This is a genomic window from Paenibacillus sp. GYB006 (assembly GCF_036577645.1).
Classification (GTDB): domain Bacteria; phylum Bacillota; class Bacilli; order Paenibacillales; family Paenibacillaceae; genus Paenibacillus.
This window is the reverse complement of the sequence record NZ_JARBDA010000009.1, coordinates 63,192-78,387: the sequence shown is the minus strand read 5'-3', so window position 1 is coordinate 78,387 and position 15,196 is coordinate 63,192. Positions and strand designations below refer to the sequence as shown.

Annotated in this window: 18 protein-coding genes, 1 pseudogene and 1 riboswitch; of the genes and pseudogenes, 14 read left to right on the top strand and 5 right to left on the bottom strand. The window is 41.7% G+C overall.

Features of this window, described 5'->3' with window-relative positions:
• Window positions 1-165: 165 nt before the first annotated feature.
• Together ssuE and fosB are read left to right on the top strand one after the other, a co-directional pair.
• Entirely contained in the window at window positions 166-723 is a 558-nt protein-coding gene (gene ssuE / locus PV403_RS18235) for an NADPH-dependent FMN reductase (protein ID WP_332085534.1), read from the top strand.
• A gap of 141 nt (window positions 724-864) precedes the next feature.
• Window positions 865-1,284, top strand: coding sequence for a metallothiol transferase FosB (gene fosB, locus PV403_RS18230; protein WP_332085533.1), 420 nt, complete (start codon window positions 865-867; stop codon window positions 1,282-1,284).
• Window positions 1,285-1,389: 105 nt separating this feature from the next.
• Here fosB and PV403_RS18225 read toward each other — a convergent pair whose 3' ends face one another.
• Both PV403_RS18225 and PV403_RS18220 read right to left on the bottom strand, forming a co-directional pair.
• Window positions 1,390-2,421 carry a ribonucleotide-diphosphate reductase subunit beta gene (locus PV403_RS18225; protein WP_213533207.1) on the bottom strand — a complete coding sequence of 344 codons (1,032 nt, stop codon included), beginning with the start codon at window positions 2,419-2,421 and terminating at the stop codon, window positions 1,390-1,392.
• An 18-nt stretch (window positions 2,422-2,439) separates the two neighbouring features.
• On the bottom strand, window positions 2,440-4,776 hold the full coding sequence (locus PV403_RS18220; protein WP_332085532.1) for a ribonucleoside-diphosphate reductase subunit alpha: 2,337 nt from the start codon (window positions 4,774-4,776) through the stop codon (window positions 2,440-2,442).
• A 734-nt stretch (window positions 4,777-5,510) separates the two neighbouring features.
• Here PV403_RS18220 and PV403_RS18215 point away from each other — a divergent pair.
• From PV403_RS18215 to PV403_RS18200, 4 genes and pseudogenes are all read left to right on the top strand, one after another.
• Window positions 5,511-5,813: an MTH1187 family thiamine-binding protein gene (locus PV403_RS18215; RefSeq protein ID WP_213532977.1), complete on the top strand. Its 303-nt coding sequence runs from the start codon at window positions 5,511-5,513 to the stop codon at window positions 5,811-5,813.
• Window positions 5,814-6,041: 228 nt separating this feature from the next.
• Window positions 6,042-6,149, top strand: a pseudogene (locus PV403_RS18210) (YjcZ family sporulation protein); the annotation flags it as partial.
• Window positions 6,150-6,287: 138 nt separating this feature from the next.
• Window positions 6,288-6,401: riboswitch (guanidine-I (ykkC/yxkD leader) on the top strand.
• A gap of 107 nt (window positions 6,402-6,508) precedes the next feature.
• Window positions 6,509-6,847, top strand: coding sequence for a DMT family transporter (locus PV403_RS18205; protein ID WP_332085531.1), 339 nt, complete (start codon window positions 6,509-6,511; stop codon window positions 6,845-6,847).
• Between the two features lies 1 nt (window position 6,848).
• On the top strand, window positions 6,849-7,163 hold the full coding sequence (locus PV403_RS18200) for a DMT family transporter (protein WP_332085530.1): 315 nt from the start codon (window positions 6,849-6,851) through the stop codon (window positions 7,161-7,163).
• A gap of 142 nt (window positions 7,164-7,305) precedes the next feature.
• Here PV403_RS18200 and PV403_RS18195 read toward each other — a convergent pair whose 3' ends face one another.
• Together PV403_RS18195 and PV403_RS18190 are read right to left on the bottom strand one after the other, a co-directional pair.
• A complete protein-coding gene (locus PV403_RS18195; RefSeq protein ID WP_160035092.1) occupies window positions 7,306-7,506 on the bottom strand; it encodes a hypothetical protein in 201 nt (66 codons plus the stop codon).
• A gap of 166 nt (window positions 7,507-7,672) precedes the next feature.
• Window positions 7,673-7,894 (bottom strand): hypothetical protein, encoded by a 222-nt coding sequence (locus tag PV403_RS18190; protein WP_332085528.1) that lies wholly within the window; start codon window positions 7,892-7,894, stop codon window positions 7,673-7,675.
• A 252-nt stretch (window positions 7,895-8,146) separates the two neighbouring features.
• On the opposite strand from PV403_RS18190, the gene PV403_RS18185 reads away from it, so the two are divergent.
• The 5 genes from PV403_RS18185 (at window position 8,147) to PV403_RS18165 (ending at window position 10,774) form a co-directional block, all read left to right on the top strand.
• Window positions 8,147-8,290, top strand: coding sequence for a YjcZ family sporulation protein (locus PV403_RS18185; RefSeq protein ID WP_332085527.1), 144 nt, complete (start codon window positions 8,147-8,149; stop codon window positions 8,288-8,290).
• Between the two features lie 179 nt (window positions 8,291-8,469).
• The gene (locus PV403_RS18180) at window positions 8,470-8,700 is read left to right on the top strand and encodes a hypothetical protein (RefSeq protein ID WP_332085526.1); all 231 of its coding nucleotides are present in this window, start codon (window positions 8,470-8,472) and stop codon (window positions 8,698-8,700) included.
• 578 nt (window positions 8,701-9,278) lie between these two features.
• The gene (locus PV403_RS18175) at window positions 9,279-9,482 is read left to right on the top strand and encodes a CsbD family protein (RefSeq protein WP_191800091.1); all 204 of its coding nucleotides are present in this window, start codon (window positions 9,279-9,281) and stop codon (window positions 9,480-9,482) included.
• A gap of 140 nt (window positions 9,483-9,622) precedes the next feature.
• Window positions 9,623-10,324: an NAD(P)H-binding protein gene (locus PV403_RS18170; protein WP_332085525.1), complete on the top strand. Its 702-nt coding sequence runs from the start codon at window positions 9,623-9,625 to the stop codon at window positions 10,322-10,324.
• Between the two features lie 69 nt (window positions 10,325-10,393).
• The gene (locus tag PV403_RS18165) at window positions 10,394-10,774 is read left to right on the top strand and encodes a RidA family protein (protein ID WP_213532969.1); all 381 of its coding nucleotides are present in this window, start codon (window positions 10,394-10,396) and stop codon (window positions 10,772-10,774) included.
• 83 nt (window positions 10,775-10,857) lie between these two features.
• On the opposite strand, the gene PV403_RS18160 is transcribed toward PV403_RS18165, so the two are convergent.
• Complete coding sequence (locus tag PV403_RS18160) at window positions 10,858-11,616, bottom strand: TspO/MBR family protein (RefSeq protein WP_332085524.1); 759 nt, start codon at window positions 11,614-11,616, stop codon at window positions 10,858-10,860.
• Window positions 11,617-11,888: 272 nt separating this feature from the next.
• Between PV403_RS18160 and PV403_RS18155 the strand changes: the two genes are divergently transcribed.
• From PV403_RS18155 to PV403_RS18145, 3 genes are read left to right on the top strand one after another with little or no spacing between them, the layout of a single operon-like run.
• On the top strand, window positions 11,889-12,767 hold the full coding sequence (locus tag PV403_RS18155) for a carbohydrate ABC transporter permease (RefSeq protein ID WP_332085523.1): 879 nt from the start codon (window positions 11,889-11,891) through the stop codon (window positions 12,765-12,767).
• Window positions 12,767-13,603 (top strand): carbohydrate ABC transporter permease, encoded by an 837-nt coding sequence (locus PV403_RS18150; protein WP_191800101.1) that lies wholly within the window; start codon window positions 12,767-12,769, stop codon window positions 13,601-13,603. The genes PV403_RS18155 and PV403_RS18150 overlap by 1 nt, the downstream gene beginning before the upstream one ends.
• A gap of 34 nt (window positions 13,604-13,637) precedes the next feature.
• Window positions 13,638-14,903, top strand: a complete 1,266-nt coding sequence (locus PV403_RS18145) for an ABC transporter substrate-binding protein (RefSeq protein WP_442951773.1) — start codon at window positions 13,638-13,640, stop codon at window positions 14,901-14,903.
• The last annotated feature ends 293 nt before the right edge of the window (window positions 14,904-15,196 follow it).

Sequence of the window (15,196 nt, the reverse complement as noted above, 5' to 3'; positions counted from 1 at the left end):
GTAAGAACGAAAGAGAAGTGACTCCTCAGGGAACCCATTCTAGTTCTTAGGTTGACAGTATGGGGATTTCATTGGTATTATTTTCTAATACCAACGTAAATAGTAGGATTTATCAGGATACAGCACAGTAACAATAAAAATAGATAACCTTGAGGTGAATGAAGCATGGCTAAAATTGCAGTGATTAATGGGAGTCCTTCCCTGACTTCAAGATTGAATGCGGTCATTGAATATGCAGAGCGCGAACTTAGAGAAGCTGGCTTTGAAGTAGATCGTATCAACGTGGCAGAGCTTCCTGCGGAAGATCTGATTCTAACTAAGTTTGAGAGCGAACATATTGTAAAAGCCAATGGGATCGTTGCTGAAGCGGATGCGGTGATCGTAGCAAGTCCGGTGTACAAGGCATCTTACACCGGTGTCCTTAAAACCTTTCTTGATCTTGTGCCTGAACGTGGTCTTGCCGGAAAAACCATTCTTCCGCTGTTCATCGGCGGAAGCCTGGCCCACTTGCTGACCATCGATTATGCTTTGAAACCTGTTCTATCTGTACTTGGCGCACGGCATATTCTTGCTGGAATTTATACGGTGGATGCTCAGGTCGCTCGTAATGATCAGGGCGGTCTCGATATTGCCCCTGAACTGTTAGCAAGGCTCCAATCGGGAATTCAAGAATTTAAGGAAGAGATTCAGCTTCGTGAAACTCAAAAAAGTGTAAAAGATTAATAGAAATTATAGAAAAGAGCTAGCCGGATCAGCGGTAAGGCTCTTTTTTATAATAAGAATTTGCAGCCATTACACTACATAAAGGTCTGGTTATATATGGTATAATAGGCTTGTAATTTGTGATGGAGGGAGAAATGACGATTGAGTATTCAAGGAATTAACCATTTCTGTTTTTCTGTATCCGATCTTGCCAAATCAATTGCATTTTACAAACACGTTTTTGATGCTGAGATTGTACTTGAAGGCCGAAGATTGGCCTACTTTGATCTACATGGTATATGGATCGCATTGAATCAGGAAGACGTCCCTCGTAACTTTACTGCCCCGACGTACACACATATTGCATTTACGGTCGAAGAAGAAGACCTGCTGCCACTGCGTCAGAAGCTTAGCGAAGCGAATGCTAAAATCTTGCCGGGCCGTGAACGGGATGCCAAGGATAAAGAGTCCATTTATTTTCTAGATCCAGATGGACATATGTTTGAATTTCATACAGGTACGCTGCAAGATCGCTTGAATTATTATAAAGAAGATAAAAAATATATGACGTTTCACCGCTAAGAACGGCTGCTTTTTATAGAAGTAAATGAAACGAAAAGAACCCTATAAAGGCACTATACTTAGTGTCCATATAGGGTTCTTTTTTCACTTCAGGAAGCAGCTATCTTATAGATCGTCAAATCCGTTGTCGTCTCCGACTTTACCGTAGTTACGGGATTTCGCTTCAAAGAAGTCTGTTTTTGTTGCATTTAGTGCTTCATCAGAGAACGGCTTGATCCAAGGCATACTGTTTACATCTACGCCATCATATAATTTCTCAAGTCCCATGAGACGCAGACGTTTGTTTGCTGTGTATTTAATGTAATCTTCCAGTTCTTTCAGGTCGATACCGCGAACTTTGCTGAGTGTATAGTGTGCCCAGTTCGTTTCTAGTTCAACTGCACGATTGATCGTGCGATAGAGGTAGTCGCGATTTTCTTTGGTATCCAGTTCAGGGTAATCAGCAAGCAGCTGTTTGAACACTTCGGCGAAGAAGTAGCAATGCTGGTTCTCATCCCGCTGAATATAAGAGATCATCTGACAAGTACCCATCATCTTCTGATCTCTTGCGAGATTGTAGAAGAAGGCAAACGTACTGTAGAAGAAGATTCCTTCTAGAATCAGATCCGCTACAAGCGCTTCGTAGAACGATTGAGGCGTTGGTTCATCACGGAAGTTCTGATAGATATCTGAGATAAATCGGTTACGCTCTAAGAGCACAGGGTCATTTTTCCAGTATTCAAAAATCTCTTTCTGTTCATCCCAAGAAACCAGGGAAGAAAGAACATATGAATAGGACTGATTGTGAACGACTTCTTGCTGAGCAATAATCGCAGAGATCGCCTCAAGAGAGGAATCCGTCAAATATTCTCTTACGTCACCCACAAACATCGTTTGCATGGAATCGAGTACAGCGAGCAGGCCGATGTTGATTTTGAACGTACGCTGTTCTTCTGGGTCAAGCTGTGGAAATTGCTGCGCATCTTTGGACATAGGGATCTCATCTGCGATCCAGTAGTTCAATAAGAGTACTTTGTACAATTTATACATATGCGGCATCCGAATGTCATTCCAGTTCAGGATCCCGGAACTTTCCCCGTTAATGATACGTGTTGATTTATTTGGTGCTTCTGTATTAAAAATATTTTGGACTTTCATGGTCATGATACTTCCTCCTTAAGATTCGCAAGATTCACATTCGTTCTCAATGGTGAGTGCACGGCTTCGTACGTAGTAAGTGGATTTAATACCCGCTTTCCATGCATGAAGGTGAAGTTCCAGGAATTCTTTTGCCCGGATATCAGGGCGAACGTATAGGTTAAAGCTTTGTGCTTGGTCAATGTGGCGCTGACGTGCAGAAGCCATATTAATGGAAGCATGTTGATCCAAATTAAATGCCGTTTTGTAATACCAGATTGTTTTTTCGGAAAGATCTGGTGCTGGGTTTGCAATTTTGTATGTTGTTTTCTCTTCATAAGAGAGAAGTTCGTACAGTGGATCGATACTAGCGGTAGAACCAGCAATGATGGAAGTCGATGCATTTGGAGCAATCGCCATCATCCAGGCATTCCGCACACCATGTTCTTTAACTTCAGCAGCAAGCTCATTCCACTGTGCTGTCGTTACAAATTTACCTTCACGAGATCCGTCCGTATAGCTGCGTTGTGTGAAGTAGTTGCCATTTTCCCAATCAGAGCCTTCGAATTTCGGATATTTCCCTTTTTCTTTGGCAATTTCCATACTGGATTTGATAGCAAGATAGCTAATTTTTTCGTATAGATTATCATTGTATGTGACTGCTTCTTCCGATTCCCAGCGAATGCCTTCAAGAGCAAGCAGATGATGAAGTCCAAATGTACCAAGACCAATCGCACGATACTGACTGTTTGTATATTGTGCTTGCAGCACTTCAATGTTATTGATGTCAATTACATTATCGAGCATACGCATTTGGATTGGGATCAAACGATCCAGCACATTATTAGGTACAGCGCGAGCAAGATGAATGGAGTTCAGATTACATACAACGAAGTCGCCTGGTTTTTTGGTGATAACAATACGTGTTTCGCCGTCTTTAGTTACCAGTTCTTCTTGTTCAATCACTGTTGCTGATTGGTTCTGCATAATTTCTGTACACAGGTTAGAAGAGTAGATCATCCCTTTGTGACGGTTCGGGTTAGCACGGTTTACGGTATCGCGATAGAACATGTACGGTGTACCTGTCTCAAGCTGAGACTTCATCACGCGTTTCATAATATCGATCGCAGGAAGCGTAATCCGGGACAGTTCTGGGTGATTCGATGCTTCTTCATATTTATCACGGAACGAACCTTTGCCGAATTCTTCATCATAGAAGTCTTCGAGTCCAAGAGCACGGCCATTCTCATCTTTCCAGCCCATTACTTTTTTCACTTCATGAGGGTCGAACAAGTTCCATTCTCCGCGCTGTTCCACACGTTCCATGAATAAGTCGGGAATTGTGATGCCGTGGAAAATATCATGTGCACGCATCCGCTCGTCCCCGTTATTCAGTTTCAGATCAAGGAACGCTAAAATATCTTTATGGAATACATCAAGATAGACAGCAATAGCCCCTTTACGTGTACCTAGCTGGTCAACGCTTACGGCTGTATTGTTCAGCTGGCGAATCCAAGGAATGACACCTGAACTCGTATTTTTGTGTCCGCGGATATCAGAACCTCTAGAGCGAACTTTACCTAGGTATACACCGATACCTCCGCCCATTTTACTTAGGCGTGCTACGTCTGTATTGGAGTCGAAGATCCCTTCGAGTGAGTCGTCAACGGTGTCGATGAAGCAGCTGGAGAGCTGTCCTGCGACTTTTTTACCTGCATTAGACAAGGTTGGTGTTGCTGCTGTCATGTACAGGTTACTCATTGCCCAGTAAGCTTCTTTAACAAGCTCAACTCGTCTTTCTTCCGGTTCTTTGTGCATCAGATACATGGCGATAACCATATAACGCTCTTGCGGAAGTTCCATCACTTTTCCATCAAAATCATGTGCGAGGTAACGCTCTGTCAGCGTAAGCAGTCCGATGTAATCAAACAACAGGTCATTTCTCGGTTCAATCGTACGTCCAAGATCTTCAATTTGTTCTTTGGTATAGCATTCGAGCAGTTCTTCGCGGTAGATGCCTTTTTTGACCATACTGGTGATCAGGGGTTGGAAAGCACCATAAGGCTTGTCTGTGTAAGCTTTGTATCTGCGATTATTTGCCGCTTTTTTATATAAAGAAGTGAGCAGCGAACGGGCTGCAGCGAACTTCCAGTTAGGTTCTTCTTTGGTTACAAGTTCAAGGGCAGACATGGAGAAAGCACTGCTAATTTCTTCACCGGAAACTTCCTCACGGCGGAGTTTTGCGTTTACACCGCGTACGAGTTTTTCTTTGTCGAGCATAGGAAGATCTGCCAGGATACGATCTGCGTAAATAGAAATACGATTCTCGTCAAATTCGAGCTGACGGTTGTTTGGTTTGGTAACCACTTGTGGCATGGAGAGCCCTCGCTTTCTTCTTCAAAATAATAGATGAATCAATATGGATTCAGATATAAAAGTGTTAAGTCCCATTACATTTGCGGGTGGACTTTACATGCTGTTAACCTTTTTCGCAAGATTAAAAAAGCAAGTTTTTAGAGCCTTGCTTTTTACAGGAGTTAAAAACCAGGCAATACCTATTAGCCTTGCTTTTTTACCAAGATTTAAAAAAACTAGGCAACATATTGGCCTATTTTTTTAAATCAAACAAAAAGCATTTCCCAACCCCAAGGTCAGACAAATGCCAATAAACCTTTATTTCCCCGCCGCTATCCACCAATCATCTCACGATGAATCGGTAAAGAGGAGCACTGATGTTGTGTAAGAAAAACAATAAAAATAAAATTTGTCAATCACATTTTTCTTTTTGGGCATTTCCAATAGTTTGTAATAGAGCGGGGATTTTTCTATCAAAAATAACTTGACAAAAATAATAGTGTTCTTTTCGCCGAATTTAGCTGTCACACTACATTTGGATATGTATATTAACAGTACCCCAATATATTGTGTTTGTAAACAGTCTAGTAACTTTGAAATGCAATTGCGATTATAGCAAAAAAGCCGAGATACCGCAAAGGAAAAGGGATGGAGGATTTGTGTCCAAACTCTAAAAAAATTTTTTATACGTGGTTTCGCCATGATACAATATGCTTATCGTTTATAAGGGGATAATCTAAAAGGAGGTTTGTCATATGGCAATAGCAGAAGTTACTATTATTCCGATCGGAACGGGAAGTACCAGTCTTAGCAGTTATGTAGCTGAACTGCAACGAGTGCTTGCTGAGCAGCCTGGCATTACGTACGAACTAACGTCAATGAGCACGATTATAGAAGGAGATATTTCAGATGTACTCGCTGCGATTGCAGTGCTGCATGAGACTCCTTTTGCAAGTGGAGCTCAGCGTGTCTCCACCTCTGTCAAAATTGACGACCGAAGAGACCGGGCCTCATCCAGCAAGCAAAAACTGCAGTCGGTCAGAGAGAAGCTCCAATAAAGGAGAACCGTAGTTCCTTATAAGTCCACGATCTAAACGTAGCTTCATGAGCCCAATTCTTACTCATTCTCCTTTGAACCCAGTCATCTTAACGAAAACCGCATAAGATACACTGTACCAAAGAAAAAGGAGGAATTACAAATGAGTGAAGTTGGATACGGAAGTTATGGTGGAGGAAACTATAGCGGTGGTAACTACGGTGGTGGCAATTACGGCGGCGGAAACTATGGCGGTGGAAGTTGCGGTGGATATGGTGGAGGTTTTACATCCACAGCTGGGATCCTCGTATTGTTCATCCTTTTGGTAATCATTTCTAAAGCGTTTCTTTCTTACTAATATTTGATTAAGTTTTCCCGGAGCCCGTTTTTGCTAATTAGCAAAAATGGGTTTTTTTACGCCAAATAAAGGATTTTCCAATATAGACAGCCTTGATTCAGATGTACTTCTGTGCTAGATTATAAGCAATTCAATAAGAGAAACGTTTTCTAGGGTTCCGCAGATGAGGTAAGATGATCTGGTCTGGTCCGAGGGAAAACGCACGAATCTACTGGATTCGTGTTATCACGGAGGGACAAAAGCCCGGGAGATCTTGTCATTATGACGAGTCTCCCGGGCTTTTTTGTTTCCATATTTGTATGAATCCTCCGGATATTTTTTTTGTTAGGAATAACCCATCAACAGAAAGGATGAAAAAAATGAACTCAAACTGGCTAAAGGTGCTAACCGCTGTAATCTTTGAAATTGGATGGGCTGCAGGGCTTAAACATGCAGAGATCTGGTGGGAGTGGGGTGCCACAGGAATAGCTATCTTTCTAAGTTTCTATTTACTTATCTCTGCAACCAAAGCTCTGCCTGTGGGGACAGCTTATGCGATTTTTGTTGGGCTAGGTACGGTAGGGACCATGCTCGTTGACGTCTTGATGTTCGGTGTGAATCTGAATGCCGGGAAAATTCTATTCGTGATCACACTGCTTACAGGTGTTGCTGGCTTAAAGCTTGTCACTAAAGACCCTGCAAAAGAGGAGGTATCTTAATATGGACTGGGTATATCTAATCCTGGCCGGACTGTTTGAGATGGTGGGTGTCGGTATGATTAATCAGATGAACCAAAAGCGCAATGCTCGTGTAATATCGCTGCTGGTTGGAAGTTTTGCGTTAAGCTTTATCTTCCTTGCTCTCGCGATGAAGACGCTACCTATGGGCACAGCCTATGCGGTATGGACTGGAATTGGTGCTTCAGGCGGAGCACTTCTTGGAATGATATTCTATGGGGAGGCAAGGGATGCTAAACGTATCTTGTTTATTGCAATGGTATTAGTGTCTGCGGTTGGTCTAAAGTTTGTTTCGTAAATAATAATTGCCCTAATTCGTTTGTTAATAAAAAATATTGCCAGAATTAAGCTATTCACAATGAGTAGCTGATTCTGGCAATAAAGAGAATCATGTCATCTATATAATTTTCTTTATACTGCTTTGTTAGTTTTCTTCTAAGTTAGAAGTGTGCCGATACAATGGTAGAAGCGTGTTTAATATGATCAAGCGGCACGGGAATTTTCCCCTGATCGCATGTAATCACAAGATTCTTAGTATCATTGTTGATATCTATCTCGCCTACATAGGTGTTCCCGTTCTGCAGTACGAGACACACCGTATAGCCTTTCTCCTCAGCGTATCGCAACGAGTGTAACAGCATGTGATCCCTCCATCTCAAAGATACAGACTGCAATATATCTTAACCATCTGGTCGTATATGATAATAATGGAACATAAATCAGCCAGTGGATAATATTTACAATATATAATGTAACATCTTTATTTTTGTGAAGTAAATGAAAAATTTAAATAATGATAAAACGTTCTTACCTTAGCAGATTGATATCTTCGCTCTCATTATAATTGGGATCGTTATTATTAAACTGTTTCCAGGCTACGTATAAACCTATTCCAGAGACAATAAGCCCAAGAATTGCGGCAATGAGGGTAAGCTGGTCCAAGGTAACAAGGTTGGAATCCACATTGTTGTTATTTTTTCTGCTGGCATTTTTGTTTTTGTTTTTGACAGTGGCCTTCACTTCGTTCACCTTCCCGCATCCCTGGTATTCTTTCTTCTATATCTTATGTTATGAAATGGCATGAGTTCGTAAAAAGGGTAATACCCTAAGCCTTAAAACAAAAAGAGTGTGTACTTATTTGTAGTCAGATTGTGAATTGTGGAGGACAGGGACTGAACTATAGGCAGCGAGCCCAAATAAAAGAAAGTTGGATAAGTGCCCGGTCCAAACTCGCTTAAATGACATAAGTTATGGTGTAGGAAGCGGAAAGGAGGAGTTAAAATGAGTGGATACGAATACTGTGGAGGCAACAATGGTTGTGGAAATGTTGGCGGATACGGCAACGGAGGCTGGACATCGATAGGAGCAATTCTTGTACTCTTCATTCTCTTGGTTATCATCTCTAAAGCATTTACTTGTTACTAATATTCTCTTGTTTTCAGTAAAAAGAAGCTGCCCTGATATCAGGGCAGCTTCTTTATTTGCGTATTGTATACGGTCCCAAACAAAATATTCAAGTTCAAGGCAGGAGCCCGGACGCCGGTAATTCTTTTTACATATGTATAGGGAGAAGCCTAATAGGCGATATAAGGGAGGAATATCTAATGAATGAACAATATAGTTATCAGATGAATTCCAATTATATATCAGGTTACCCTGTATCCGGTTATGAACGGATGTATCAAACTTACGGAGGTAACTGGGAAGAACCTGTGAAATCCTATGCTATGCCGCACAGTAGTTCTTCAGCTGTTCATGAGTATCCTGACGATTTAGCAGGAATTCTGCTCGTATTATTCGTCTTACTTGTTATAATCTGCAAGATCTTTCTTTAAGAGGCGCTAAAATTGGATAGCCCCCGTACCTAGGGTCCGGGGGCTGCTATGTGCAAGGTCGCCCGCGTCGTGTCGATCGCGAACAGCTTGCGATTATTTAATTGATTTAACCTGTGGTTGCTAAATGCAGTAGCTACAAATAGCTAACGATTCCTCTGGTGAACGATGTCGTTCACACTTGCCGAGAATAACTGACTTTCAAACAACAAAAGCCCTACCTCTCTTTTGTCCTTGCGGCTCCGAAGACCGCGCCAGTTTGAATGAAAATAAAATCTAAAATCTTTGTTTGGGTTATAACGCGATTCTTACTTCATGAGGTTAAATGAAGGAATTATTCTACTTTGAGGAATATGAATGGGGTTAAATACTACATTACTTTTCATTATATCATAGTACAAGCTATAACACAAATATATACTATGTGATACACCGAGATGATATATTTTCGGATTCATGGAAATCTCTATTGGTTAATAATACAACAAGCAAGTAACAACATCCCTAGAGCTCAGGGTAATGGATTACAACAGTGAAAAACGACAGAAACATTACTATATATGACGAGGAGATGAACGATCATGGATAACAACGTATTTAAAGGGAAATGGACACAAATGAAGGGTGAAGCTAAAAAACAATGGGGTAAACTGACAGATGATGATCTGGATGTAATCAATGGTGAGAAAGACAAATTGATTGGTAAACTCCAAGAAAAATATGGTCACACGCGTGAACAGGCGGAGACTGAGTACAACAACTGGAGCAACACGAACGTACGCTAATAACGTAGCTTACTTACAATAAAGAAGAGGATTGATTCTGCGGAATCGGTCCTCTTCTTTGTTTATGTAGAATTAAATCTCTACATGGTATGATTTCTTTAACAGATCAGACAGATTAAATGCTGATAAAGAAGGGACCGATGAATTTGCTGGAACAGACTCGTAAAGCGATCGTTATTGGAGCAACCGGGATGGTTGGTCAGCAACTGGTTACTGGGCTGCTTGAACAGCATCCCTACACAGAAGTCGTTATTTTAGTGAGGGAATCACTGAAGCTTACTCATCCAAAACTGAAACAAGTGATCGTAAACTGGGATGAGCTTGAGAAATATGAATCCGCCTTTTATCAAGCAGATGATTTATTCTGTTGTTTAGGTACAACGATTAAGAAGGCAGGATCACAGGCGGCTTTTCGCAAAGTAGATCTCGAATATCCCGTTACTGCCGCGAAGATAGCGGAGCGCCATGGAATAAAACAATTTATTGGGATTTCTTCAATGGGTGCCGATGCAAAATCGCGTGTTTTCTATTCCCGTACAAAAGGCCAGTTTGAAGAAGAGGTAAAGAAGACCGGAATCCCTTCTGTACATTTCGTACGTCCTTCACTGCTTCTCGGAGATCGTAAAGAACATAGAACAGGGGAGAAGATGGGTGAAATTCTCCTTGGGCTCTTAGATCCATTATTAAAGCTTGGAAAAGGGCAGAATTATCGTGCGATACCAGGATCACTTGTAGCTACTGCCATGATTCGTATTGCCTTACAGGAACAGAAGGGGATACATATCTATTCTAATCAAAAGATCAGGGAGATCGCAGAGGCGATGCCACTGTCTCAGAAATAGACAAGCCTCGCACATTTGACTACAATAACGTATAGAAAAGTATGGAAATATTAAAGGAGGTTCATCCGTATGAGCAAAAACACGATCACAACTGAAAAAGCACCGGGTGCCATTGGGCCTTACAGCCAGGCTGTAGAAGCAGGCGGATTTATTTTCACATCAGGGCAGCTTGGTATTGATCCGGCGACGGGAGAGTTTGGAGCGACTGTAGAAGAGCAGACCCGTTTGTCTCTGGAGAATGTAAAAGCGATTCTTGAAGCGGCTGGGGCAGGACTAAACCAAGTCGTGAAAACAACGGTCTTCTTAAAAGATATGAATGATTTTGTACGTGTGAATGAAGTGTACAGTTCATTTTTCGAACAGCCATACCCAGCGCGTAGTGCAGTAGAAGTAGCACGTTTACCAAAAGATGCGCTCGTTGAGATCGAGACGATTGTAGTAAAAGGGTAAGATCTTATACAAATGATGTTTATTACTAAAATAAATGCTGAGAGACCATCGCTTTGGCGATGGTCTCTTTTTGTGTTCTTATTTTATTTTTTTCTCCGTAAGAAAATCCATACTGCAAATAAGAAAATGACAACGGCGAGTCCAATCGCTGTATAAGAAACAGCAAGGATATCCGATTGTTTTACTCCGATAGCAATATAGGCCCATACGAACACAAGCGGCAGAATGAAGTCGTTATATCGATAGCTAACTGCAAAGGCAACGATGCTGCCGAGCAGCAGAAGAATGATGGCCCATGTCTGATCTCCAAGGTTGAACCCGCTCCAGCCGAGTTTACTCAGCCATACGGTCACGTTAATCAGCGTCGCTACACTAACCCACCCTATATAGATGCTAAATGGAAGTTTAACAAACCAAGTTTCTCCGAGCGTAGGGGAAGGGATATCTCGTGTACGTAAATACATTTGAATAAGGGAGAACAATAAAATGAATATGACAAGTACGGACCAGCCAATCTGGAGATTCTGCCATAGAATGATCCAGCCCGCGTTTGCTAAACAGCTAATGAAGAACCAGATTCCGACACGTGCTGTTGTATTACGATTTTTTTGAGAAGGCAAAAACTGAAAAATAACAAAGCAGGCAAGGAGGATATAAATGACAGACCAGATGATAAATGCGTATCCAGCCGGAGTAATTAATACCGGATAAAGTTCAGATACTTCCTGTGTTGTTCTTCCTCCGATCGGTAATATATTCGCGAGTGCGTTGACTACAATAACAAGAATCAAGCCTACTACATTTAACCATTTGTAAGAGTTGTGTTTGCTGTTAACTTGCATACGATAACCTCCTGTAATTAATTTTGAAGAGGGTGAATATGTACTGACCAACGAGTCATGGAATACTTACCCATCTCTTAAATTTTTCAATCAAAAGAATATGCTTTCCCTGGAGGTGCCCCGATGAAGAATAAGGCGGCAAATCACTTCAGAAACAGGCATGAACGTCCTCTATTTTCTATATTATGTAATTATATCCCTGAAATATCATTCAATTTCCTTTAAGTGGGTTATATATACAATAAAATGGTTAAAGAAAGGGGAGTTCATCCATGAACCGAAAATCTTCACAGATGATGCAGCAATTTATTTTCGTTGGTCCTGCTCTATTTTTCTTTATGCTCATCATTGCAGCACCGTTTCTGCTGGGGATGTATTACTCCTTCACGGAATGGAGTGGTGCCTCAAAAGATCCCGTTTGGGTGGGGTTTGCTAACTTCACCAAAATATTTAAAGATGATCCTGCATTTTTGAAATCGTTTACATTTACAGCTTTGTTTACAGTGGCAGGGGTTCTGCTCACCAATCTTATCGGATTTTTTCTTGCTTACTTTTTAACGAAGCCGCTGAAGACTAAAAATCTGCTGCGGACCGTGTTTTTTATGCCGAATGTCATCGGCGGGCTCTTGCTCGGATTTATCTGGCAATTTATATTTGTCCGTGGTTTTGCATCTGTGGGCGAAGTGACGGGGCTTGCTTTTTTTAATCTGCCTTGGCTAGGGGATGAAACGACCGCTTTCTGGGCCATCGTCATCGTATTCGTATGGCAGACCGCAGGGTATTTAATGGTAATTTACATATCTTCTTTAAACAATGTGCCGACAGACGTGCTCGAGGCTGCTCAGATTGATGGAGCCACCCGTGGACAGATCTTAAGAAGTATTATCGTTCCGCTCATTATGCCGGGAGTAACGGTCTGTCTGTTTCTTGCCATCTCTTGGTCGTTCAAGATGTTTGATCTAAACCTTTCGCTGACAAAAGGAGGACCATTCCGCTCCACGGAGTCTCTTGCGCTGAACATTTATAATGAAGCATTCGTGAACGGAAGATACGGACTTGGTACAGCGAAGGCACTCATTTTCTTCATCGTGGTTGCGATTATTACCAGCATCCAGGTTCGTCTGACGAAGAGCCGGGAGGTGGAAGCCTAATGGAAACGAGTAAAAATTACCGTTTTACTACACTCCTCACCGAAATCATTATGATCTTGATCGCTTTATTGTTTCTCGTTCCGTTCTATTTCCTTTTTGTGAACTCTGTTAAAAGTTTTGGTGACCTGCTGACGAATGCGGCAGCATGGCCGAAAGTTTTTGAATGGGGCAATTATCAGCGAGCGTGGGAGATTACCAAATTTCCAAAAGTATTATTCAACTCTCTGTTTGTAACGATTGTCAGCAATTTATTACTTGTTTTGTTTAGTTCCATGACGGCCTACCGGATGGTAAGGCACAACAGCAGGTTTAACCGCGTCCTCTTTACGCTGTTTGTTGCTGCCATGGTCATTCCTTTTCAGTCCATCATGATCCCGCTCGTTAAGGTGACAAGTACCGTTGGGCTGATGAACAGTCACTATGGGCTTATTATTTGTTATCTCGGGTTTGGCATACCGATATCCGTATTTCTATTCCATGGTTTTGTGAAGTCCGTTCCCATTGAGATTGAGGAAGCAGCAAGAGTGGATGGAAGTAATGCGTATGGGGTATTTTTCCGAATTGTATATCCGCTTATGCGACCGATGTATGTGACGATCATTATACTGAACACGCTTTGGATCTGGAATGACTATCTGCTGCCGTCCATCCTTCTGCAGAATAGTTCACTTCATACCATTCCAATTGCCACGTATGCTTTCTTTGGACAATACACAAAGCAGTGGGATTTAGCTCTGCCTGCGCTAGTGCTTGGGATTACACCAGTCATTATTTTCTTCCTTCTGATGCAAAAGTACATTATTCAAGGAATCACCGCAGGTTCAGTAAAGGGATGACAGCTCATTTTATAATATACAGGAGGGGTTTATATTGAGAAAAAAAGGGATGTTTGCACTCACTTCATTATTACTGTGTTCGCTGGTTGTTGCGGGTTGCGGTGGAGGTAAAGACGGCGAGTCTGCAGATGGAAAGAAAACAATTAAAATCTTTCAATATAAGGTAGAGATTGCAGAAGCCTTTGACCGATTGATTACGGAGTATGAGACGGAGCATCCAGATATCAACATTGAGATTGAAACGGTGGGCGGGGGCAGTGATTATGGGGCTGCGCTAAAAACAAAATTTGCCGGTTCCGAACATCCGGATATTTTTAATGTGGGCGGTTACCGTGAACTGGATACCTGGATCGATAGTTTGGAAGATCTCTCCGGAGAACCTTGGGTAAGCGATGTGCTTGATGTGGCCAAAGAACCCATGACAAAAGACGGAAAGCTGTATGGTCAACCTTTGGGACTTGAAGGATATGGATTTATATATAATAAAGATTTATTTAAGCAAGCCGGGATTACGGAATTACCGAAGACGCTCAGTGAGCTGCAGGCAGCAGCCCAGAAACTTCAGGATGCAGGAATTATTCCTTTTTCGAACGGATATCAGGAATGGTGGGTACTTGGCAATCATAATGTAAATGTACCGTTTGCGAATCAAGCCGATCCTGTAACTTTTATCCAGGGATTGAATGAAGGAATGGAGAAAATTCCAGGGAATCCCGTGTTCGAGGATTGGATTAAGCTGCTGGATTTGACACTGCAGTACAGCAATAAGAATCCGCTGACCACAGACTATAATACCCAAGTTACGACCTTTGCTACAGGAGAAGCAGCGATGATGCAGCAGGGCAACTGGACACAGGTGCAGATCGATGGAATTAATCCTGATCTGAACTTAGGTATACTGCCGATGCCGATTGGAGATGATGCTGAGGCATCCGATAAACTTTTTGTTGGTGTACCTAACTTCTATGTGGTGAACAAAGAGTCTAATGTGAAAGACGAAGCAAAAGCTTTTCTTGAATGGCTTGTGACTTCCGAGACAGGAAAGAGATACATGACGGAAGAGTTTAAATTCATTCCTGCCTTTAAGAGTATTACAGCAGATTCCGAAGCGCTGGGCGATCTTGCTGCTGACCTCATTCAATATAGTGAAGATGATAAAGTGCTTAGTTGGAACTTCAATCGCTTTCCAGAAGGAGTGCCACAAGAGTTTGGTGCCGTGATGCAGGCCTATGTTGCGAAGCCGGATCCTGTAAAATTACTTGAAGATCTGCAGAAGAGTTGGGACAGCCTGAAAAAATAAAGCGAAAGAAGATGATCTCGTTCATTCGGGATCATTTTCCTTTATAGCGTTTTTATTTCTCCTCCTTGAACATACTAAGCTTATCCATTTTGTACTAAAGCAGGAGGATAGGAAATGGATACGATATCGTAGACCTAGTTTCCTTTCAAGAGATATTAGGTTTATAATGTAAATTTACAGCATTTCAATGTAACTCATAGATATCACATAAAAATCGGTTCAAGCTTACAGGCTATAACCGATTCTTTTTTTGTCTCCTATAGAAAAAAAGTAAGGTTTTGATTTTTAAATTG